This is a genomic window from Marinicella gelatinilytica (assembly GCF_026410405.1).
Lineage (GTDB): Bacteria > Pseudomonadota > Gammaproteobacteria > Xanthomonadales > Marinicellaceae > Marinicella > Marinicella gelatinilytica.
On record NZ_JAPMLN010000014.1, the window covers coordinates 98,590 to 119,916 of the forward strand.

The 21,327-nt window shown below is 42.6% G+C and carries 20 protein-coding genes; 8 read left to right on the forward strand and 12 right to left on the reverse strand.

Annotation, left to right across the window (positions count from 1 at the left end; translation table 11 throughout):
• The first annotated feature begins 41 nt into the window (after nucleotides 1-41).
• Entirely contained in the window at nucleotides 42-827 is a 786-nt protein-coding gene (locus OS173_RS09985; protein WP_267184138.1) for an oxygen-binding di-iron domain-containing protein, read from the forward strand.
• A gap of 74 nt (nucleotides 828-901) precedes the next feature.
• Here OS173_RS09985 and OS173_RS09990 read toward each other — a convergent pair whose 3' ends face one another.
• From OS173_RS09990 to OS173_RS10000, 3 genes are all read right to left on the reverse strand, one after another.
• Nucleotides 902-1,570 (reverse strand): OmpW/AlkL family protein, encoded by a 669-nt coding sequence (locus OS173_RS09990; protein WP_267184139.1) that lies wholly within the window; start codon nucleotides 1,568-1,570, stop codon nucleotides 902-904.
• A 136-nt stretch (nucleotides 1,571-1,706) separates the two neighbouring features.
• Entirely contained in the window at nucleotides 1,707-3,893 is a 2,187-nt protein-coding gene (locus OS173_RS09995; RefSeq protein WP_267184140.1) for a M3 family metallopeptidase, read from the reverse strand.
• A 157-nt stretch (nucleotides 3,894-4,050) separates the two neighbouring features.
• The gene (locus tag OS173_RS10000; protein WP_267184141.1) at nucleotides 4,051-4,797 is read right to left on the reverse strand and encodes an FKBP-type peptidyl-prolyl cis-trans isomerase; all 747 of its coding nucleotides are present in this window, start codon (nucleotides 4,795-4,797) and stop codon (nucleotides 4,051-4,053) included.
• 279 nt (nucleotides 4,798-5,076) lie between these two features.
• Between OS173_RS10000 and OS173_RS10005 the strand changes: the two genes are divergently transcribed.
• Entirely contained in the window at nucleotides 5,077-7,332 is a 2,256-nt protein-coding gene (locus OS173_RS10005; RefSeq protein WP_267184142.1) for a carboxy terminal-processing peptidase, read from the forward strand.
• Between the two features lie 56 nt (nucleotides 7,333-7,388).
• On the opposite strand, the gene pepQ is transcribed toward OS173_RS10005, so the two are convergent.
• Together pepQ and OS173_RS10015 are read right to left on the reverse strand one after the other, a co-directional pair.
• Nucleotides 7,389-8,669 carry a Xaa-Pro dipeptidase gene (pepQ, locus tag OS173_RS10010; RefSeq protein ID WP_267184143.1) on the reverse strand — a complete coding sequence of 427 codons (1,281 nt, stop codon included), beginning with the start codon at nucleotides 8,667-8,669 and terminating at the stop codon, nucleotides 7,389-7,391.
• A 14-nt stretch (nucleotides 8,670-8,683) separates the two neighbouring features.
• Complete coding sequence (locus tag OS173_RS10015; protein ID WP_267184144.1) at nucleotides 8,684-9,469, reverse strand: TatD family hydrolase; 786 nt, start codon at nucleotides 9,467-9,469, stop codon at nucleotides 8,684-8,686.
• 68 nt (nucleotides 9,470-9,537) lie between these two features.
• Between OS173_RS10015 and OS173_RS10020 the strand changes: the two genes are divergently transcribed.
• Both OS173_RS10020 and OS173_RS10025 read left to right on the forward strand, forming a co-directional pair.
• Nucleotides 9,538-10,566: a hypothetical protein gene (locus OS173_RS10020; RefSeq protein ID WP_267184145.1), complete on the forward strand. Its 1,029-nt coding sequence runs from the start codon at nucleotides 9,538-9,540 to the stop codon at nucleotides 10,564-10,566.
• A gap of 161 nt (nucleotides 10,567-10,727) precedes the next feature.
• Nucleotides 10,728-11,012 carry a TraR/DksA family transcriptional regulator gene (locus OS173_RS10025; RefSeq protein WP_267184146.1) on the forward strand — a complete coding sequence of 95 codons (285 nt, stop codon included), beginning with the start codon at nucleotides 10,728-10,730 and terminating at the stop codon, nucleotides 11,010-11,012.
• A gap of 11 nt (nucleotides 11,013-11,023) precedes the next feature.
• Here the strand turns inward: OS173_RS10025 and OS173_RS10030 are convergent, their stop codons facing one another.
• Nucleotides 11,024-11,671, reverse strand: a complete 648-nt coding sequence (locus OS173_RS10030; protein WP_267184147.1) for a rhomboid family intramembrane serine protease — start codon at nucleotides 11,669-11,671, stop codon at nucleotides 11,024-11,026.
• On the reverse strand, nucleotides 11,668-12,600 hold the full coding sequence (gene lpxL / locus OS173_RS10035) for an LpxL/LpxP family Kdo(2)-lipid IV(A) lauroyl/palmitoleoyl acyltransferase (RefSeq protein ID WP_267184148.1): 933 nt from the start codon (nucleotides 12,598-12,600) through the stop codon (nucleotides 11,668-11,670). Before lpxL ends, OS173_RS10030 begins: the two co-directional genes overlap by 4 nt.
• 133 nt (nucleotides 12,601-12,733) lie before the next feature.
• On the opposite strand from lpxL, the gene sppA reads away from it, so the two are divergent.
• From sppA to OS173_RS10055, 4 genes are all read left to right on the forward strand, one after another.
• On the forward strand, nucleotides 12,734-14,593 hold the full coding sequence (gene sppA, locus OS173_RS10040) for a signal peptide peptidase SppA (protein ID WP_267184149.1): 1,860 nt from the start codon (nucleotides 12,734-12,736) through the stop codon (nucleotides 14,591-14,593).
• Nucleotides 14,594-14,782: 189 nt separating this feature from the next.
• On the forward strand, nucleotides 14,783-15,637 hold the full coding sequence (rpoH, locus tag OS173_RS10045; protein WP_267184150.1) for an RNA polymerase sigma factor RpoH: 855 nt from the start codon (nucleotides 14,783-14,785) through the stop codon (nucleotides 15,635-15,637).
• A gap of 249 nt (nucleotides 15,638-15,886) precedes the next feature.
• Nucleotides 15,887-16,366, forward strand: a complete 480-nt coding sequence (locus OS173_RS10050) for a cytochrome c (protein ID WP_267184151.1) — start codon at nucleotides 15,887-15,889, stop codon at nucleotides 16,364-16,366.
• A 125-nt stretch (nucleotides 16,367-16,491) separates the two neighbouring features.
• Nucleotides 16,492-16,821, forward strand: a complete 330-nt coding sequence (locus tag OS173_RS10055) for a hexameric tyrosine-coordinated heme protein (RefSeq protein WP_267184152.1) — start codon at nucleotides 16,492-16,494, stop codon at nucleotides 16,819-16,821.
• A gap of 54 nt (nucleotides 16,822-16,875) precedes the next feature.
• Here the strand turns inward: OS173_RS10055 and OS173_RS10060 are convergent, their stop codons facing one another.
• Genes OS173_RS10060 through OS173_RS10080 form a run of 5 tightly spaced genes read right to left on the reverse strand, consistent with a single transcriptional unit; the run spans nucleotide 16,876 to nucleotide 21,326 of the window.
• Nucleotides 16,876-17,739, reverse strand: coding sequence for a DUF4097 family beta strand repeat-containing protein (locus OS173_RS10060; RefSeq protein ID WP_267184153.1), 864 nt, complete (start codon nucleotides 17,737-17,739; stop codon nucleotides 16,876-16,878).
• 46 nt (nucleotides 17,740-17,785) lie between these two features.
• Complete coding sequence (bioD, locus tag OS173_RS10065; RefSeq protein WP_267184154.1) at nucleotides 17,786-18,400, reverse strand: dethiobiotin synthase; 615 nt, start codon at nucleotides 18,398-18,400, stop codon at nucleotides 17,786-17,788.
• The gene (gene rsmA, locus OS173_RS10070; RefSeq protein ID WP_267184155.1) at nucleotides 18,387-19,145 is read right to left on the reverse strand and encodes a 16S rRNA (adenine(1518)-N(6)/adenine(1519)-N(6))-dimethyltransferase RsmA; all 759 of its coding nucleotides are present in this window, start codon (nucleotides 19,143-19,145) and stop codon (nucleotides 18,387-18,389) included. The genes bioD and rsmA overlap by 14 nt, the downstream gene beginning before the upstream one ends.
• Nucleotides 19,135-20,058 carry a 4-hydroxythreonine-4-phosphate dehydrogenase PdxA gene (gene pdxA / locus OS173_RS10075; RefSeq protein WP_267184156.1) on the reverse strand — a complete coding sequence of 308 codons (924 nt, stop codon included), beginning with the start codon at nucleotides 20,056-20,058 and terminating at the stop codon, nucleotides 19,135-19,137. Before pdxA ends, rsmA begins: the two co-directional genes overlap by 11 nt.
• A gap of 11 nt (nucleotides 20,059-20,069) precedes the next feature.
• Nucleotides 20,070-21,326, reverse strand: a complete 1,257-nt coding sequence (locus OS173_RS10080; RefSeq protein ID WP_267184157.1) for a peptidylprolyl isomerase — start codon at nucleotides 21,324-21,326, stop codon at nucleotides 20,070-20,072.
• Nucleotide 21,327 lies beyond the last annotated feature (1 nt).

A 21,327-nucleotide genomic window follows, 5' to 3' on the forward strand; every position in this document is an offset into this window, starting at 1 on the left:
GCCGGTTTTACAATGCCGGTTTTGTTTAATAGAGATTGACTATGTCCGGTAAGGCAGAGGTATTGTTTCGTAGTGGTACACATGAATGTTTGATGTTTAATGACTTGGTGGAAGGTCACGGTGTTCAATCAAACCAATTTTTAATTCGCAGCGGGCAACATTCAATGCTCCTGGATCCGGGTGGTGATTTAACCTATATACCGCTGACCATCGCCTTGTCTCGACATATTCGCTTGCGAGAGCTGGATTATATTTTTGCTTCACACCAAGACCCTGATATTATCGCGGCCATTGATCGATGGATTGTTAACACCGGATGCCGGGTATTGGTGTCGCAATTATGGAGTCGCTTTTTACCGCATTTAGTGGCAGCAAATGTGGATAAACAGATGGGTAGCTTTGCCAATCAGATAGATGCCATTCCGGATGCCGGTAAACGCGTTTTATTGGGAGAGGCTGAATTGATTATTTTACCGGCCCATTTTTTACATTCTGTTGGTAATTTCCAGATTTATGACCCCACCAGTAAAATTTTATTTTCAGGTGATATGGGTGCTTCCATTGATGATCATGTTGGCAGTGCTTTTGTTGAGGACTTTGATAGCCATATTCCAAAAATGGCCGGTTTCCATAAGCGCTATATGGTTTCCGGGAAAGTCACCGGCTTATGGGCGAGAATGGTGCGTGATTTGGATGTTGATATGATTGTGCCACAGCATGGTAAAGCCTTTAAAGGCGAGCATGTCGAAACGTTTTTAGATTGGGTGAGTGATTTAGAGTGTGGTATTGATTTAATGAATCGAGGAAATTACACCATACCTGATTGATGAGATGGGAATCGTTTAGGACACAAAAAAAGCCGGTATAAAACCGGCTTTTTGGGGCACAAAGATATTGGTTTTTAAAAGGTTTTACCAAAACCAATACCAATAACAGTGGGGTTAATATCGACATCGACAGAGGCTTTGCCTAAAGCGGTGTCAAAGGTGGCTTCGGTATCAATATCAATGTACTTGACATCGACATTAAAAGACCAATTGTTACTCAATTCCCAGTCGATACCGAATTGAGCGCCCCAGCCGAAGGAATTATCCAAATCCAGGTTATCAGCACCCAATACTTGTTGCGCAGCCGCACTTAAATCATCATTAAAAAAGTGTGTATAGTTAATGCCGACACCCATATATGGTCTGACTTTAGCAGTCGGGCGGAATTGGTACTGTAAAAATACGGTGGGTGGTAAGACATTGGTATCAACCACATCAGTACCGTCTGGAACCCCTAAAGCGCCTAAGCCATTAGCAGAAACCGTGTGTTTCGAGCTTAAGTCTGCCAATAATTCAATGGCCCAGTTATCTGTCATCATGTAGCCGATGGAGATATCTAAGGAGTAGTTGTCATCCACAGTGACACCGGTACCGGGAACTGCGACACCATCGACACGGATGGCACTGCTGTCATCGTTAGGATTAATATTGATGGCACGCATATGAAGCAGCCAATCGCCTTTTTCTACTGCCATGGCTTGCGCCGCGGCCATTACTAATAAAACAGTGAATAATTTTCTCATTACGTTTCTCTTGGTTAAAAACGTATTTTAAAAAATAATAATACACTTGATTTTGACAATTGTCATGGTGCGTCATAATTAATCAAAAAAGCCCCAAAAAATTGGGGCTTTTAAGGATCTTAAAAACAAATTTTGGTTAATCGGCTTTTTTATCTTTTTCGGTGCTTTCTTTGGGTTCAGCAAATCCACGATCACGCATTAAAGCATCAATCTTAGCATCACGGCCACGGAACTTGCGGTAGGCTTCAGCCGGATCCATGGCATTACGCGGTGCGAACAGATAGTTAACCAATTTAGCGGCCATTTCTTCATCATAAAAACCACCGGGTGCTTCTTGAAATGCTTCAGCGGCATCGGCGGTAAGCACATCGGCCCACATATAACCATAATAAGCGGTGGCATAACCCTCGCCTGAGAAAACGTGACCAAAGTGCGGTGTACGATGGCGCATCACCAATTCATCGGGCATACCCAAAGCACTTAAGGTTTCTCGTTCAAACTTATCGACATCTAAGGTGTCAGGGTCAGCTAAATGTAACTTCATGTCCATTAAGGCTGAGGCCAGGTATTCGGTGGTGGCAAAACCCTGATTAAAAGTGCTGGCTTTTTTGATTTTAGCAATCAATTCATCCGGAATCACCTCACCGGTTTCGTGGTGTTTTAAGTATTTATTAATAACTTCATCGGTAGATAACCAGCGTTCCAATAGTTGTGACTGAAATTCGGTGTAATCGCGGACACCACCGTTTAAGCTTGGGTACCGCACATTGGAGGATAAGAAATGTAAGGCATGACCAAATTCATGGAAAAACGTGGTGGCATCATCCCATGAAACCAATACCGATTCACCGGGTGCCGGTTTGATAAAGTTAGAATTATTCGATGACAATACATTTTTTGGTCCGTCAAAGGTGGAATGTGAACGGTAGGAGGTTGCCCAAGCGCCTGAGCGTTTGCCGGGGCGCGCGAAAGGGTCTAAATACCATAAACCAACCAACTCACCGGTGGTTTTATCGTTGACTTCCCAAACCTTGACATCTTCATGAAATACCGGAACGGTACCTTCTTTAACCGGTTTGAAATCAAAATTAAACAACTTGCCGGCCACATAAAACATGGCTTCTCGTAAATTGTCTAATTGCAGGTATTGTTTCACCTCATTGGAGTCAAGCGCATATTTATCCATGCGTACTTTTTCTGCATAATAACGATAGTCCCACGGCTTAATGGTAATCTCGTCGCCTAAGCTATCAGCCACGGCTTGCATGTCGGCCACTTCCTCTTTAACACGGGCAATGGCAGCCGGCCAAACAGCCTCCATTAAATTCATGGCATTTTCAGGAGTTTTTGCCATGCGGTTTTGTAAACGCCACTCGGCATAATTTTCATGACCCAGAAGTTCAACCCGTTCACGACGCAGTTTAAGGATTTGTTTGATTAAATCATTGTTATCATATTCATCGCCATTATCACCGCGAGAATAGTAGTTGTTCCAAACTTGTTTGCGCAGCTCGCGTTCGGTAGAGTAAGTTAAAAAAGGATCCATGGAAGAACGGGTATTGGTAACAGCATACTGACCTTCTTTGCCGTTATTTTCTGCGACTTTCGCTGCCGACTTAATAAAAGAATCCGGCAAGCCGCCCAACTGATCTTTGTTTAGATAGGTAATGTAACCTTCTTCGTCATGTAGTACGTTATTGGCAAACTGCGTGTACATGCTTGACAGTTCTTTGTTGATTTCAGCATAGCGCTTTTGTTTTTCCGGCGATAAATCAGCACCGTTCATGGCAAAGGATTCATAGGTGGTTTTAACTAAGCGCTGCTGATCAGACTCAAGTGGCGTTTTAAGACTGTCTTCGTAAACGTTCTTAATGCGGGCGAATAATTTTTTGTTTTGAGAAATTTTAGAACGCATCTCGGAAAATTTCGGTGCCAATTCCATTTGTAATTTGCGAACTTCGGGACTAGACAGGTTTGCGCCCCAGATACCGAAGTAAACCCCGGCACGGTTGAGTTTTTCACCGGCTTTTTCCATCGCCACGATGGTGTTTTCAAAGGTTGCCGGCTCATTGTTATTGGCAATTTTGTCGTAATCGGCTAAATTTTCTGTCATGGCCACTTCAAAAGCCGGTATGACGTCTTCTAACTTCATTTTATCAAAAGCCGGAACACCGCCATAAGGGCCGCTCCATTCCGCCAATAAGGTATTGTTTTCAGTGGTTGTTTTAGATTGTGGTGAATCTTTGGCTTGTAAACCAAAACTGAGTGTTAAGCCCAAAGCCAAAAGGCCGGACCATTTCTTTATGTTGTGTAATGTATGCATAATTAATAATAAGTTTTTGATGATGTATAGTGTGGGGACTGAACAGGGTGTTTACCAGTGCCAAAAGTCCCATATGTTGACAAAGCTGTCACCATAAAATGATCAGGCATAAAAAAGCCCTGCATCTTATCAGGGCTTTTTATCGAATAAATAAGATTTATTCTGCTTTTGGTTTGTCCGCTTGTGGATTGATATCAATGAGCTCAACATCAAAAATCAGCGTACTATTGGGGCCAATCGGACTGCCTGGGCGGGCGTCAGAACCATAGGCCAATTCAGGTGGGATATAAAAACGGTATTTAGCACCTTTTTTCATTAATTGCAGGCCTTCAGTCCAACCGGCAATAACTTGATTTAATGCAAAAGTGGCCGGTTGACCACGATCAACGGAACTATCGAATTTAGTGCCATCCAATAAAGTACCGGTGTAATGAACCACCACAGTGGCATTTTCACTCTCAGGCTTATCACCGTTGCCGGCTTCAATGACTTCATACATTAAACCTGAATCAGTGGTTTTAACCCCTTTTTCATTGGCTTTTTTTGCACGAAACTCATCGCCTTCTTTTTTATTGGCAACTTTTTGCGCTTCCATTTCAGCCATCATTTCTTGTTGGCGTTCTTGCGCCAGCTTTTGTTGTTTTTCACGGATGACGGTTTGAACTTTAGCCAGCTCTTCGTCACTTAATCGCAAATCACGTCCCGCTAAACCGTCTTCTAAACCGGTAATAAAAGCTTGTTTGTCGAATTCCATTTCAGACTTATTCATGTATTGTCCGACGTCAGAACCGATTTTGTAATTAATTTGGCTGTTTTCATTGTCTAACTGTGCCAAACCGGTGGTGCTGATTAAACTACCAACCAGACCTGAAGTTAAAGCAAAAGTGAGGGCGATTTTTTTCATTCGTTTCTCCGATTTTTAAATTTGGTTATGATTAAAAGAAGTGAGCCATATTGAGCTCAGTGTAATTTTAATCAAGCATTATACAAAAATATAAAACCATTCACAGTGACAAGCCATTGTTTTTGGTATTCTAACGAACAGAATCAAAATAACGTGAAACTTGTATTGCCATTAATTGGTCTATATGATTTACATGTTCTATCAGGCAGTATTTGATCTAAAAAGTTCAACTGTCCTTTTGACCACCGACAAAACTTCGCTTTTTGAAGAGAGATTATAATGATTAAACCAACATATACACGATTGCTGTTAACTCTTTTGTTAACGACCTGGCTGGTTTCAGCTTCAGCTTTGGTAGCTGATAAGCCACTCAATCCGGAAATTAAACACGAACAAGAAAGTCGTTTACTGGTTACTTTGGTTGATGAGCTGCATTATCAGAGTAAGGAGCTGAATGATGAATTATCAGGCAAAATATTAGATGAGTATATTGCGGTTTTAGACCCCAATAAAATGTATTTCTTAAGTACGGATATTGTCAATTTTGACCGTTGGCGAAATCAAATGGATGATTTTATCAAAGCCGGCGACTTAAAACCTGCTTTTGAAATCTTTAATTTATTCAAAAAACGTGTGGAAACCCGCAAGAATCATTCTTTGTCGCTGTTGGAAAGCACGTTTGATTTCAGTGAAGATGAATCATATCAATGGGACCGTAAAAAGGCTGAATGGGCCATGACGGAAAAAGAACTGGATGAAATCTGGCGTAAAAAAGTTAAAAACGACTACCTGTCTTTACAGTTGTTAGACAAAGAGACAGATGATATTAAGAAAACTTTGACAAAGCGCTATAAGGTCATGGCTAAACGCGTTAATGATCTAAAAAGTGACGATGTGTTTCAATATTTCATTAATGCCTATTTAAGTTTAGTGGAGCCGCATACCGGCTATATGTCACCGATTACTTCTGAAAATTTTGACATGAATATGAGCTTGTCTTTAGAAGGTATTGGCGCGGTGTTGATGAATGATGGTGAGTACACGCAAATAAACACCATTGTTAAAGGTGGTCCGGCTGATTTGGAAGGCACATTAAAAAAAGGTGATAAAATTTTAGCTGTCGGCCAAGGCAGTGAAGGTACCTTTGAAGATGTGGTGGGTTGGGGCATTGAAGATGTGGTACAACTGATACGTGGTGAAAAAGGCAGCACTGTTCGCATGCGTGTCATCGGTGAAGATGATGGTCCTGATACGCCGCCGACAATCATCAGAATTGTTCGGGATAAGGTCAAGCTGGAACAACAAGCGGCCCAGTATAAAATCTTAGAAATTAAGGAAGGTGGTGCGCAACATAAAATCGGAGTGATTGATTTACCGACTTTCTATTTGGATTTTGCTGCTTTGAGAGCCGGTGACAGTGATTATCGAAGCACCACCAAAGATGTGAAAAAAATATTAGAAACCTTCAAAAAAGAAGAGGTTCAAGGTGTGGTTGTGGATTTACGCAACAATGGAGGTGGTTCACTCTATGAGGCCATTAATTTATCGGGTCTGTTTATTGAACGCGGCCCGGTGGTGCAAACCAAAACCTACAGCGGTAAAAAAGATGTTAAAAAAGATGTCGATCCAAGAATTGAGTGGGAAGGCCCCATGATGGTGATGGTCAATCGCTTTTCGGCGTCTGCCTCTGAAATTTTTGCCGCCGCCATGCAGGATTACGGCAGAGCTGTGGTGGTTGGTAATCAGACTTACGGTAAAGGCACCATCCAAAATGTCATGAAATTAGCGGATTATATTGAGGACAACGAAGAAGAATTGGGCCAATTAAAAATGACCATGGGTCAGTTTTTCCGCATCAACGGCGGTAGTACGCAGAATCGTGGTGTTATTCCCGATATTGAGTTTCCGGCGTCTCCCGGCTCCGATAAATATGGTGAGTCAGAGTATGAAAATGCGTTACCATGGAGCAGCATCGCGCCCAGTGATTACAATTTGTATGCGGACTTGTCCGATGAAATTGTTTACTTGAAACAGCGTTTTAATGAGCGTTCAAAAGTTAATTTCGAATTTGACTTTTTGGAAAAAGAAAATCAGTTATATCAAGCAGAGAAAGATGATTTGACCGTGTCATTATCTGCTGAAACTCGGCAACAAAAAGTGAAAGAGCGCGAGCAGCGTAAAGAAGCACGCAAAGTCAAACGAAAAGCCATGTTAGAAGCCACTGAGCCCAATCCTTTATTGGGAGAGATTACGGTGCTTGTGGACTCCGCAGAAGACCTCATTGTTGATGCTGAAAAAGAAAGCAGTGATAAAGCGACTCAAAAAATAGCTGAAAAAGATGCGCAACTGATCGACTCACCGAATGATAAAGAAGAAGTCGAAACACTTCAGGAAGAGACCGATGAGGAAGATGAGGATGAGTTATATGTGGATTTTAGATTACACGAAAGTGCACGTATTTTGAGTGATTTAATTGACTTTAATCAGCGCCGGTTAGTGGCTAAACACGATAAAAACAATGATGAAGAAAATTGATAAGTGATTGCTAACAATGAACAAAGCCCCACCTTTTGAAGTGGGGCTTTTTTATGTCAGCTGCTGCGGGTTAAGTTACGGCTTTGATTCTGTCCTACCACGACATTGTCTTCAATGCGAATACCGCCATAGGGTAAGAATTGTTCTACTTTGTCCCAGTTGATGTGCTTATTATCCCGTTGTTGCTGTAATAGCATAGGTATAAAGTACAATCCCGGTTCTACGGTAATAACTGCGTTTTCGCGTAACACATCAGTTAAACGCAAGAACGGATGATTTTCAGGTGGTTTTTTAACCGTGCCATCAGCATTACTTTGGTGACCTGCGACATCGTGCACCTGTAACCCCAAATAGTGACCTAAGCCATGCGGAAAAAAGGTGGCACTTAAGCCCGATTCAAGTGCGACTTCAGGACTGCAATTAATCACATTAAACTGCTTAAGTACTTCGGCGATTTTGATATGGGCTTGCTGATGTAAGTCGACGTAATCTTGGCCGGCCACACAGGCATCACATAATTCCACTTGCAAACGATCCATGGCCGCAATCATGTTATTAAACTCACCATTTTTATCAAAAGCATAGGTGCGCGTAATATCAGCTGCATAACCTTTATAATTAGCCCCGGCATCGATTAAAAAAGTACGGTGGTTAGCGGGTTTGTCAGTGGCCTGATATTGGTAATGCAACACCGCCGCGTTTTCATTCAGTGCCACGATATTGCCATAAGGCATTTGACTTTGAGATTGTTGGCAAGCCTGTAAATAAGCCGCATTGATGTCATATTCACTGGCACCCGCATAAAAAGCCTCTGCTGCAGCAGCATGACCTTTTAAAGCCAGTTGGTTGGCTTGTTGAATACAGTCAATTTCGTAGCTTGTTTTCTGTACCCGTGAAAAATGCAAATGGGCCAAAAGTTTATCGGGATTGGTGTATTCCGCTGCCATCGGCTGCCAGCTGCGATCGCCTATCCAGGCATGATTCAGTTGGTCGTTAACAGTGGGCATTTCAGATTGATGGTGAATAACCCGCACATCAAAATGACGCGCCCAGTCTGCGTTACTGCGGTCTTCTATCTTGTGCCAGAAATCTGCCGGTTGAGATAAATATAAAGTTGGTTTTTGGCCGGGCACGATGTGTAAAAGGCTGTGACTGATATCAGTTTCCGGTATCCACCAGTTAAAATGAGGATTGACTTGATGCGGTGGCGCATGGTCGTCTAAAAAATAATTTTCAGGATGGCCTGAATAAATCCATAAGCCATCATAATCGTTGGCTTTAAGGGCTGCTTCTGTGGCGGTTTGTAGGTTAGCTAAGTGTTGTTTGTAGTCGGTCATAAGGGTCTCCTGTTTTAGGCCGCTAAACGGAAAAGTCGGCGGCTATTGGTGACGGTGTGAGTGATAAAGTTATCGGAGTCTAAATTTAATTCTTGGGCAATAAAGTCAGCAATATGCGGTAAATATTTGGGCTCATTGCGACGGCTTTTGGGTTTAGGTTTTAAATTGCGCGGCATTAAATAGGGTGAATCGGTTTCTATCAGGAATCGATTTAAGGGTATGTCGTGAATCAGAGGTAATAAATGTTGACCACGGCGCTCATCACAAACCCAACCGGTGATGCCGATATAACAGTCTAAGTCCAAATAGTCGTATAAGGCTTGTTGGTTGTCTGTAAAACAATGTACCACCACATCACTGAGCGCATCACGGTGTTGTTTTAAAATCGGCAAAAAATCTTTATGCGCTTCTCGCTGATGTAAAAACATGGGTAAACCCGTTTCTACAGCCAATTCTATATGTGCCTCAAAAGATTCGATTTGTTGTGGTCGCGGTGAAAAATCTCGAAAATAATCCAAGCCGGTTTCCCCCACAGCCACCACTTTGTCATCATTAAGCAGTTCACGCAATTCAGTCATAACCACTTGATTAAAATCTTTGGCGTGGTGTGGGTGAATACCGACCGTGGCATAACAACAGTTTGTATATTGATGTGCTAAATTAATGGCTTTTTGAGAACATTCAAGGTCGGAACCGGTGATAATAAAAGTGTTTACGCCGGCCTCTATGGCCTCTGCAATCACCGTATCACGATCCTCATCAAAGCTGTCATGGGTTAAATTGGCGCCAATATCAATCATGGTTCATGCTTAATTCAGTCAAAATCTGTAGTATATAGGACTCACTTAGTAATATATATGAGTAAGCCATGAAAACAACAACGTCTTTTCTGATTTTTTTGCTGATGTCTTTTCAAATCTCAGCATTCACCCCTGAATCAGGGCATTATTGGGATCCTGAAGAGCCCGGTAGCGGCTACACCTTTGAAATTCAAGATAATTATTTTTTCAGCACATTTTATGTGTATGAAGATGGTTATCCGGTGTGGTTTACTTCAGAGGGTTTCTTAGATGGTAATTCCAGCTTTGAAGGGAATTTAATGTATTTTACCGGTGGTCAGTGTTTAGGGTGTTACTGGCAACAAAACAGTGGTGAAGATGCCGGCTATGGCAATGTTAACATTGAATTTATCACCGAAACCACCGCTGAGCTCACCATTCTTGGTGTCACTAAAACGGTGGAACGTTTTAATATGTATTTAGGCGATGAGCTGCAAAAAATGCGGGGTGAATGGCAGATGGTTATTGATGCTTCGCAATACACAGATGTTAATCAGTTCCCGTATTTTTCTGACGTAATGATATTTGAGCAAGTGGAAAAATTTAAAGGTGATGATTTAGTCACCGGTTGTCGCTCGGAAAGTACTGTTTATTACCATTACTGTACCACGCGGGCACTTCAAAATAACGACTTGGCTGCCATCTATGATTATGATTATGACGAATTGGTGGCAGTAATGCGTGATGATGCGGATTATTATCTGGCCTATTATTTAAAAACAGGCACCGATCAGTTTGATGGCATGGCCTATTCTTATCGGGTTGGCAGTGAACCGGACTTGTCCCTTGACGGTTTTACGGTACGCGGTTTTAGAACAGCCAGCAAAACGTTTGTGGACAATGGTGTCGGGCCTTCAGCGGCAGACGAAAATGGTGGTATTGATAAGCGCCTGCAGGCTAAATCATCTTCAGGAATTGCCCGTTATTTACCTGAACGCACGCTTACAAATTTAACCATGGGTCAGCACAAGCTTGAAGCCACCCCAATGTTAGACGTAAAAACTCAGCAGCGGCTGCTACATCGCATCAAAAAGCTGGAGCAACAGCTGCAACCGTAATTGATGTAACCATGACTGGCCTGCAAATATACCCCATGTTTGCAGGCTTTTTTGTGGCTAATTTTTTGAACAGGGAGTTAACAAAACTTGATTTTAGTCAACCCATGATTAACAGGATATTGTTACACTAACGGCTGGTTAGATAATTAAGGTCGTTCTCTGTGGTGGTAGTAGAACAAGAAATCAATGAATTAAAACGGCGGTTGCTGGCGCGTCAAAAGAAATTAGCCAATCTAATTCGACCCATGTCGGTATCCGTTGACAATAAAACCATAAAATCCATCGATCAACAAGCACAATTAGAATGGTCTCAAATAAATAAGGCGTTGGCTCGCATAGATAACGGGACATATGGAACCTGTGTGGTCTGTGGTGTCGACATAGATCATCAACGGCTTAAAGCCTATCCGCATTCAGCGTTTTGTCGTACTTGCGTTAATCCATAAAAAGCGATTATTTAGTCGTCATCTTCAGGAAAATAATCTTCTAAATTCTCATCCAAATGCCATTCTTTTAATTGTGGCCGATCGATGTCTTTGGTATTCCATGCCAGAAAAATGCCGGTTAGCAGACCAAACATATGGGATTCCCATGAAACACCGGCTTGTCCTGGAAAAATACCCCAAATCATATAGCCGTATAAAAAGGCAATAATCAATGAAATACCCATACTTTGCAGGTCTTTCTTTAAAAAGCCGCTGACGAATAAATAGCTTAATAAAGCGTAAAATAAGCCGCTGGCGCCAATGTGATTAACCCCGCGGGCAAATACCCAAACCAAAGTTCCCGTCATGATGGTGGCGTAAATCATTATACGGGTGGCGACTTTCGGATAATTACCGAATAAGGCCACCGTTGTTAAAAATAGGGGTAGGGTATTATTGATTAAATGTGACCAGTTGGCATGTAGAAATGGCATGGTGACTAAGCCCAATAAACCTTCAATGGTTCTTGGCTTGTTGCCAAAGTAAGTTAGGTGGAACAGGGGTGATAATAAAAAAATCAGCCAAACCACCGCTAATAATTGTAAGGCAATGCGAAAAGCTTTTGGCCACTGATGCCAACGGGCGCGGGCAAAATCAGGATCTAAATGAGGGATTTTCATATCGTATCCTTGGTGTCCGCGACAGCTTTTTCGTCATTGTAAAAGTCAGGTGAATTCGGAGGTCTGGTTTTGAAGCGTTTGTGGAGCCATAGATATTGCTCAGGCGCTTGTTTGACCATGGCTTCTATGCCCTGATTAATGCGATCCGTGTCAACGTGAACATCTTTACTGGGAAATTCACTTAACACCGGTGAAATCTGCAGTTGGTAATAAGGTGCTTTATCAATTCGTTTAACACTGTAAAACAAGACCTTAGCGTCACCCATGCGGGCCAGTTGGTGGGTGGCGGTTATGGTGTTGGCCGCAACCCCAAAAAAATTTGAAAACAGCGAATGGCCACGGCGATAATCCTGATCAGGTGCGTACCAGACGATACCGCCCTTTTTTATGTGTCTGACAATGCTTTTTAAACGATCACGGCTAAACATATCTTGTGCATAAGCGGTGCGTGCTTCGGTGACCACATATTCCATCACCGGGTTTTTATGGGGGCGATAAACGCCGGCCACAGGGAACCGTTGACACAAAGCCCGTCCACCGACATCCAAAGCCGTAAAGTGACCACTGACCAGTAATACGCCTTGTTGTTTGTCGATACATTCTTGTAAATGCTGTTCGCCGGTAATGGTTAATCGATCAAACAATCGGTTTGAGCGATGAAAAAAAGCATACAGGGTTTGCGTGACCATGTAACCGGTTTCTCGGTAATTGTCTTTGATAAGTTGTTGTTGTTGTTCGTCAGATAGCTGCGGGAAACAGGCAGCCATATTGCGGCTGATAACATTTTTTCTGATGTGAAAAACCGGCCCGATTAGCCAGCCAAAAAAACCACCTAAAGTACGTAACACACGGTAGGGCAGTTGTGATATCAGCCACAAAAGAACGTACACAAACCAAGCAGGAAAATAGCGCCAAAAAGAAGGTCTCATGAAGTCATTATGTGGTTATATTTCGGTATTTAAAGTGATTATAACGGGCTTATATTTTTACACATGCTAAAAAGTGAAAAATAGTGACTTTAGTAACATGAGCCACTGCCTTAATGGGGTTAGAATATCGCTCATGAATACTAAAACCCAAAAATCATCCCCTGTGCGCACCTTTTTCGGCTTTTTCACCAAGCCTTTTGTGCTGATTGCTAATTTTACCCGTCATATTATTTTATTGCTGATATTCATTCTGATTTTGTGGCTTATCTTCGGTGGCCAAAAAATCCATGTCAGTGATAAAACCGCTTTGGTGTTGGCGCCGACCGGCTTTATTGTGGATCAATATTCAGGTAATCCGGCCATGCAAGCCCTACAAACCATTCAAGGTACACGGGTGCCTGAAACCCGCATGCGTGACATTGTACGGAGTTTAGAAATGGCAGCGGCTGATGACAGCATCAGTGCTTTGGTGATTAACCCCGATGAGTTAATGGGTGTCGGTTTAGCGCATTTGCGAGAAATTGGTGACGCGGTCAAACGTTTTAAAGACGATAGTGGTAAACCGGTCATCGCCATGGCCACATCTTTATCCCAGTCACAATACTATTTGGCCAGTTTGGCGGATGAAATTTTAATGGATCCGCAAGGCTTTTTGTTTATTCAAGGTTTTGGCGGTTACCGCAGCTACTTCAAGGAAGGTTTAGATAAACTGGGCGTTGATGTGCATTTATTCCGAGTCGGCGAGTATAAATCAGCAGCAGAGCCTTATGTGCGTAACAGCATGTCCGAAGAAGCCAAAGAAGCTAACTTACATTTTATGAATGATTTATGGCAAACTTTCTTACAAGATATTGGAGAGCGTCGCAATTTATCAGTGGCTGAATTAACGTCGATAATCGATGATCAAGCCTCACGCTTGCAAGCCAAAAATGGTTCGGTGGCAGATATGGCATTGGAAGCCGGTCTTGTTGATCGTATTTTAAAACAACCATTTATGCATAAACGTATTGCTGAGGTCAGTTCTTTTGATGATGAAGGCAATCATTTTCGTGGCATTAATTTCAAAGATTATCTAACGCTTGATTTGCCTCAATTAAAAGCCAAAAATCAGGTTGCCGTAGTGGTCGCAGAAGGTGTCATTATGCCCGGTCAACAGCCGGCCGGCACCATTGGCGGCGATTCTACATCAGCCTTATTGGAAAAAGCTCTTTTAAATAAAAAAATTAAAGCCGTGGTGTTACGGGTTAACAGTCCCGGTGGCGGCGTTTATCCTTCAGAACAAATCAGACGCCAGGTAGAAGCCCTACAAGTCGCCGGTAAGCCGGTGGTGGTGTCGATGGCCAATGTGGCGGCTTCCGGTGGCTACTGGATATCTATGACCGCTGACAGCATTTGGGCCAATGAAGGCACCATCACCGGATCCATTGGAATCTACGGTATGTTTATGACCATTCCTAAGTTATTTGATAAATTAGGTATACATTCTGACGGTGTTGGCACCACCCAATGGGTGGGCGCTTTTAATCCCGATCGGCCGCTTGATCCTGAATTTGCAAAACTGATCCAATCTAACATCGAATATGGTTACCAACAGTTTATTACCGCGGTTGCTATGGCCCGTGGCTTGGAAGTGTCGATGGTTGATCAAGTGGCACGTGGTCGCGTATGGACCGCTAAACAAGCCAAGGATCTAGGCTTAATTGATCAATTAGGTAATCTACAGCAAGCCATCAAAGATGCTGCCGACAGAGCCGGTTTAAGCGAAGATTATCAAGTCAGCTGGCTGGAGAAGGAATTGTCCTTTACTGAACAAATGTTGGCCGATAGCATGGTGAAAATGGCGAGCTTAATGGAGCCTCGACAAGTCAGTGGTCAAATGCAATTGCAGCAACTTCTGGCGCCAATGATGGCAGATATGCAGTTGTTTATGAATCGGCGCCCCGGTGAGGTGGTGGAGCTGGCGCATTGTCTTTGTCAGGCACCGCAATTGTAGTTTGTAGAAGTTAGCAAACGCTTAAGCGTCTTTTAAAAAAAGCCATTTTATGCTATAATTCAGCGTCCGTTGCTCATTGGAGGACGGAACTTTCGTGGTGTTCGATGTGTCTATTGTCTATAAATACCGAACATCAATTCTCGATCACATGGGCTTATGAAAGCCATGATAGATTTTGGAGCAAAATTAATGACAACTAAAACACTTAAAAATTTACCCATCCCTTCTTTGACCGGATCATTGGATGCATACATCAGTACTGTTAATCAAATCCCGGTATTAACGGTTGAAGAAGAACGCAGTTTAGCTGACCGTGTACGTGATGAAAATGATTTGGATGCAGCTCATTCATTGGTGATGTCGCACTTACGATTTGTGGTTTATGTGGCCAAAGGTTATGCCGGTTATGGCTTGCCGGTGGGTGATTTAATACAAGAAGGTAATATCGGTTTGATGAAAGCCATTAAGCGATTCGACTCCGTGCACAAAGTTCGTTTAGTATCCTTTGCGGTTCACTGGATTCGTGCTGAAATACATGAATATATTTTGAAGAACTGGCGAATTCTCAAAGTGGCCACCACCAAGGCGCACCGAAAATTATTCTTTAATTTACGAAAAAATAAAAAGCGCTTGGGTTGGTTTACTTTGGATGAAGTGAATCGTGTTGCTAAAGACTTGGATGTTAAACCAGATGTGGTTGTGGAAATGGAATCCCGATTACACGGCCAAGACGTTTCGTTTGAGTTGCCCGGGGATGACGATGAAGATAACACTTATTCGCCACAGGCCTGGTTAACCCATAATAGTCCGACGCCTGAAGCGACCATGATTAAAGACCGTGAATATGAAAAAAATCACAATGCCTTATTTCAGGGCTTGGACAAATTGGATGAGCGTTCTTTGGATATTATAACCAGTCGATGGTTGGTTGATGATAAGGCCACCTTGCAGGAGCTGGCTGATAAATATGGAATTTCAGCAGAACGTGTGCGTCAATTAGAGGCAGTTGCTTTGAAAAAACTGAAGACACAAATGGCTGCTTAATTAAATTATTATCCTTGAATTAAAAAACCGCCTTCGGGCGGTTTTTTTGTACCTAAGATATATTCATCACAGATAACTTTGATTCAAATCAAACAAATAGTTTTTCTGCCGTGCTAATATAATACGTTTAAATACAGATGTTTATGATTAATCACAATACTTATCAACGTTGTGATGGTCATATTATCTGTATGTTGAGTATAAGTTTATCGGTTAAACGATGATTTTTTAAATTGTTGGAGAATGAAAATGATTAAAAAAATGGTCATGCTGTGTATTGTGTTAATGACAGGCGTATTACAGGCTGAATCTGAAAACGATCAAGTCAACGCAATAGGCAGTCAATTACCGAATCATATCAGGAGCTTACTGATTGAGGAGATGCAAGCCATAACCACGTCCATGGATGTGATTTTTCGGGCAATAATTGCCGGTGAACATGACCAGGTCGTGCCTCAGGCACAGGCCATCCATGACAGCTTTATTATGGCGCAAAAAATGACAGAAGCCGATAGAAAAATCCTCGAAGAGACCTTGCCCGAAGCATTCATTAAACGCGATCAGGCTTTTCATCATTTAAGTGCAGAACTCGCGGAGGCGGCACGCAATGAAGATCAGGCAAAACAAATTAAGCTGTATCAAGACATGCAAAATGCATGTATAGCCTGTCATCAAAATCACGCCTTGGATCGATTTCCAAATTTAAAAAATGTATCGACCGGGGAATAGTTAATAGAGATTTTTGAATTAATCTGGGTCGGTCGATTTTTAGGCTTGCCCTCAGGGCTCTACTTTTGGTTTAACTCGGCTCACGATTAATTCGACTGTCTCTAATATGTGAACGGAGAAGTAAAATGCAAAAATTAATCACATTAGTGGGTGTTATTGGCTTACTGCTGTTAACTGTAAACCTACAAGCCCAAGAGGAGCCAACAGCCATGCAAACAACCGAAAATTCAGATTACATGCCCAGTTTAATCACCGATACGCCCTTAGAAGGCCGCAAGCTGGCCATTACCATGGTTCGAAAAACCATTGGCGCCATTCAACAAGATGGTGATATTAAAAAAGCGGTGCGTGCAGAGTATCAGGATGATGCTGCTTTACTGATGCGGGCGGCAGAACTGGTGGCTTTTGAGTTTAAAACCATCGCTGAAGCCAATAACTATTGGCGTGATAAATAAGCAAATAAATATAAAAGGTGCCGAAAATTTGATTTTGCGACACCTTTTTAAAAACTATTGAAAATCTTTTGTGCGGTCTTCGCCATCAATAATTACTTTGCCGGAGCCGGCGCTTTTAATTTCCAATGAACCGCTTAAGGCATCTATATAAATATTGCCTGAGCCATCATGGATGACTGCAGAGTCGTTGATATCACTAAGCGTAATGTCACCTGAGCCATCATCGATATTGACATCACCTGTACTGTTTTTAACCGTGATATTGCCTGAGCCATCCTCAATATTTTTATGGCCGTTAACCTGGGTCAGTGTTATATCACCCGAACCATCATCAATGTCAACGCCACCCTGACTGTTCGTGATGTTGATTGCACCCGAGCTGTCTTCAATCTCAATTGTGGCTGTGGCTTGGCTGATTGTGATTGCCCCGGAACCATCTTCAATATCAATGTGACTACTTACCCGGCTGATTTCAATATCCCCCGAGCCATCTTCAATCTGTAAAAGGCCATTGAGGTCGACAACCCGAATATCACCACTGCCATCTTCAATATCAACATCCAGTTTGGTAGGGATTTGAATATCCAGATGAATCTGAATTTCGGGATTTTTACGCAGATCAGGTTTGCTGTGGCCGCGTAAAACGGCAAATTCACTTTCACGTTCGATAGCAAAAACTATGTCGCGTTCGAAAACCTCTTTAAAGCGTTCCATCGTGCGGTATTTTTTGGATGTGATGGTGGCATTGACTTGAATCTCGTTACCGCTGTGGGTGCTGATATCGATATCGCCGGCACCGCTAATGACTTCCAGTGCACTGATGCGATCAGTTGATAGGTTGAGATTTTGTTGAAAAGATAGCTTTTCAGCACAGACTGGGCCACTGCTTAAAGCCAAAAGAATTAAAAATTTATACATGATTGTATTCCCCAAAAATAATTATTGTAGCCTATTTCCGGGGAATTTAGACAGTGCCTGAAGTCATGCGCTGTTCTATGGCAGTGATGTTGCTATCAATATCGGTAAAATCAGGATTTATGACGTTAGCAATCCAGCCATGCCATAAATCACAATCTCGCTGGATTTGATGATAACTCAGTAAAGTGTGATTAATGCAGCCAAGTCCTATTCGGGACACCAAGACCACCGGCAAGGCCATGGCTGTTGCCAAATCCTTGAGCATCAGTGTATTGGATAAAGGCACGCACCAGCCGCCGACGCCTTCCACCAAAATCCGATCAACTTTTTGTTGTAACTGCTTAAATTGATCAAGACAGTCCATTAAGCTAAATGTTTGATTGCTATCTGCAATGTGTGGGGAAGCTGGTTTATCATATAAATAGGGGTTCACCTCAGTCACTGGTTGTCCGGTAACAGCCGCTAAATGCTGGGCATCTTCACTGACACGTTTGCCATCATAATAACTGGCACCGGTGGCCATAGGTTTAAATGCAGCCACTGAAAAACCTTGTTGTTTCCATGCGTTAAGAATTTGACAGGCAACATGTGTTTTACCGGCGTCGGTGTCGGTGGCGGTGATAAAACAAGATGGTAACGATGTGTAATCAGTGATGCGCATGGTACTGTTGTGCCAGTTGTTCGTATTGTGTCACCAGAAGGGTTTCGGGGCGCTGTTGCGGATCAATATGAAAAGACTGCAATTCATCATCGCTAAACCATTTTTTTAAATTGTTGCGAATGGTTTTACGGCGTTGTGCGAAAGCTTGTTTGACGATAAATTCTAAACTGGTAATATCGACTTCTGTGGGATTGATTTTTGGAATCAGTTCAATAATCTGAGAATCAACCTTGGGTACCGGTTTAAATGCCTCTGGAGGAACTGTGAGTGCCGCATAACAATCAAACCGGTGTTGTAACATCACCGATAAACGACCAAATGCTTTAACACCTGGTGGGGCACATATCCGTTGAACCAGCTCTTTTTGCAACATAAAAACACCCCGTTGAATGTGGTTTGATTGTTTTAACAGGTTAATCAGCAACGGTGATGATATGTTGTAGGGAAGGTTGCCGACAACGAGATAAGAACCCTGGTTTAATTTTAATTGCAACGCATCCTGGTGATAAATGGTCACATGTTTATGCTGTCGGAATCTTTGTTGTAAAGGTGCGATTAAATCTTGATCAAACTCAATGAGAGAAAGAGGCACACCTACTTCAGCCAAATGGTCTGTTAAAGCGCCGGTTCCCGGTCCAATTTCAATGATTTGTTGTGACTGTTCAGGCCTGATAAGTTGAATTATTTGTGCAATGATGGCTGCATCTTGCAGAAAATTTTGTCCTAATCGTTTTTTAGCACGCATAATTTTTTTGGTGATTAACACATTGACGTGCCAGCTCAATGGCGGCTTTTAAGCTGCCGGCATCAGCAAGTCCCTGTCCGGCAATATCCAATGCTGTGCCATGATCAACGCTGGTTCTGATAATGGGCAGTCCCAATGTGATATTCACTGATTCTCCAAATCCGGCATATTTAAGTGGTGCCAAACCTTGATCATGGTACATGGCGAGAATCGCGTCATACTGCTTCACACGGTTGGGTGTAAATAAAGTGTCTGCGGGTATCGGTCCTGATATGTGATAGCCCGATTGTCGTAATTCATCAAGTGCCGGAATAATGACGTCAATTTCTTCGTGACCCAAATGCCCACCTTCGCCCGCATGTGGATTTAAACTACAGACCGCAATATGGGGGTTGTCAATCGCAAATTTAAGTTTCAGGTCTTTGGCCATTATCTTGATAACAGTTTGGATTTTTTGGCCGGTAATGGCTTGCGCCACTTCTTTAAGCGGTAGATGAGTGGTGACCAAGGCCACTTTCATGACCTTGTTGAGTAACATCATCACCACTTCATCTGTGTCGGTTAATTCGGCTAAATATTCGGTATGACCGGAGAAAGGAATGCCGGCATCGTTGATGATGCCTTTATGAATAGGATTGGTTACCATGGCATCAAAACGTCCTTCTAAGCAGCCCAAAGCCGCAACCCTGATGGTATCTAAAACATATTGGGCGTTGGCTTTATTGAGCTGTCCAAATTGGCTGGGCTGAGCCAAGATTACCGGTACGATGCGCTGTTTGGGAAAGCTTGATAATTGACGAGCAATGAGATCAGGGTCGCCAATCAGAACACAATCATTTAAGTGGTTTTCTAACTGAGACAATAACTCCGTTCCGATGCCCGCCGGTTCGCCTAAGGTGATGGCCAGTGTCATAAAATATAGAATTAAATGCGGATATCAACGAACGCTTCACCGCGTATTTCACGAACCCAGGTATCTATGGTTTGTTGAACCTTACGTTGACGGATGGCTTGTTCAGCTTGCTGACGTTTGTATGCTTCTGTCACATCAGCTTGCTTTTTGTCCAATAGCTTGACCACGTGCCAACCGGCTTCAGTCTGAAATGGACTGGACATTTCATTTATATCAAGATTTTTAATGATACCACCCATGCGATCACCCAATTCTTCGGGCACACGCCAACCCATATCACCACCTAATGGTGCCGAGTCATAATCATCAGAGTGTTCTTCTGCGATGGCTGCAAACTCCGCGCCATCTTGTAGTTGTTGGTATAAATCGTTAATGATTTTCATGCCATCTTTGGGCGATGTGATTTCATCAGAGGCAACCATTAAATGTTGAACTTTGTACTGGTCAACCATTTTAGTGGTCTGGTCTCGTTGATCGATCAGTTTAACTAAATGAAAACCACTGGCTGAGCGCAATGGTCGTGTAATTTCACCCACTGACAAGGATTTAGCCTGTTCAGCAAATATCGGTGGTAATTGATTTATTGGTCGCCAGCCTAAATGACCGCCTTCCAATGCTTTTTGGCCGTCTGAATACTGGGTGGCAATTACCGCAAAGTCAGCTCCGGCAATCAATTGTTCTCTTAAGTCGTTGATAACGGCACGTTTAGCCTCAACAGTGGCTTCATCAGCACCTTCGGGAATTGCGATGAGTATATGTTGAATGTCGACTTCACCTTGGTCTAATTCATTATCCGCCAAGAATAAATCGATTTCATTATCACTAATCTTCACCGTTGAATTGGCATAAGCATAACGAACGCGTTCAGTAATCATGTCTTTCCGCATATCATCACGAAAATCAGCAAAGTTAAAACCATCTGCCTCAATGGTTTCTCTCATTTGCACCAGAGAAATACCATTCTGACGCGCAATATTGGTTAAAGCGGCATCAACCTCAGCATCGGAAATGCGGATGCCCACTTGTTCAGCTTTTTGTAGCTGAACTTTCTGGACAATTAGTTTTTCCAAAACCTGTTTATTTAAAATACTATCAGGTGGCGCCGGATTACCACTGGCTTCAATTTGTTTTTTTATGGAGTTAGCAGAGCGTTCTAATTCTGAGCGCATAATGACTGAATCGTCAACCACGGCGACAATTTCATCCAATAATTGTTCAGCCGTTGCCAGTGGAGATATAAATAGAAGCAAGTAAATAAATTTTTTCATA

Excerpts from the sequence above, each read along its gene's own strand:
- bioD (WP_267184154.1), bottom strand. The coding sequence starts at position 18,400 with ATGCGCATCACTGATTACACATCGTTACCATCTTGTTTTATCACCGCC.
- lpxL (WP_267184148.1), bottom strand. The coding sequence starts at position 12,600 with ATGAGACCTTCTTTTTGGCGCTATTTTCCTGCTTGGTTTGTGTACGTT.
- OS173_RS09995 (WP_267184140.1), bottom strand. The coding sequence starts at position 3,893 with ATGCATACATTACACAACATAAAGAAATGGTCCGGCCTTTTGGCTTTG.
- OS173_RS10005 (WP_267184142.1), top strand. The coding sequence starts at position 5,077 with ATGATTAAACCAACATATACACGATTGCTGTTAACTCTTTTGTTAACG.
- rsmA (WP_267184155.1), bottom strand. The coding sequence starts at position 19,145 with ATGCGTGCTAAAAAACGATTAGGACAAAATTTTCTGCAAGATGCAGCC.
- OS173_RS10000 (WP_267184141.1), bottom strand. The coding sequence starts at position 4,797 with ATGAAAAAAATCGCCCTCACTTTTGCTTTAACTTCAGGTCTGGTTGGT.
- pdxA (WP_267184156.1), bottom strand. The coding sequence starts at position 20,058 with ATGACACTGGCCATCACCTTAGGCGAACCGGCGGGCATCGGAACGGAG.
- OS173_RS09990 (WP_267184139.1), bottom strand. The coding sequence starts at position 1,570 with ATGAGAAAATTATTCACTGTTTTATTAGTAATGGCCGCGGCGCAAGCC.
- pepQ (WP_267184143.1), bottom strand. The coding sequence starts at position 8,669 with ATGACCGACTACAAACAACACTTAGCTAACCTACAAACCGCCACAGAA.
- OS173_RS10060 (WP_267184153.1), bottom strand. The coding sequence starts at position 17,739 with ATGTATAAATTTTTAATTCTTTTGGCTTTAAGCAGTGGCCCAGTCTGT.
- OS173_RS10055 (WP_267184152.1), top strand. The coding sequence starts at position 16,492 with ATGCAAAAATTAATCACATTAGTGGGTGTTATTGGCTTACTGCTGTTA.
- OS173_RS10030 (WP_267184147.1), bottom strand. The coding sequence starts at position 11,671 with ATGAAAATCCCTCATTTAGATCCTGATTTTGCCCGCGCCCGTTGGCAT.
- OS173_RS10050 (WP_267184151.1), top strand. The coding sequence starts at position 15,887 with ATGATTAAAAAAATGGTCATGCTGTGTATTGTGTTAATGACAGGCGTA.
- OS173_RS10015 (WP_267184144.1), bottom strand. The coding sequence starts at position 9,469 with ATGATTGATATTGGCGCCAATTTAACCCATGACAGCTTTGATGAGGAT.
- sppA (WP_267184149.1), top strand. The coding sequence starts at position 12,734 with ATGAATACTAAAACCCAAAAATCATCCCCTGTGCGCACCTTTTTCGGC.
- OS173_RS10020 (WP_267184145.1), top strand. The coding sequence starts at position 9,538 with ATGAAAACAACAACGTCTTTTCTGATTTTTTTGCTGATGTCTTTTCAA.
- OS173_RS09985 (WP_267184138.1), top strand. The coding sequence starts at position 42 with ATGTCCGGTAAGGCAGAGGTATTGTTTCGTAGTGGTACACATGAATGT.
- OS173_RS10080 (WP_267184157.1), bottom strand. The coding sequence starts at position 21,326 with ATGAAAAAATTTATTTACTTGCTTCTATTTATATCTCCACTGGCAACG.
- rpoH (WP_267184150.1), top strand. The coding sequence starts at position 14,783 with ATGACAACTAAAACACTTAAAAATTTACCCATCCCTTCTTTGACCGGA.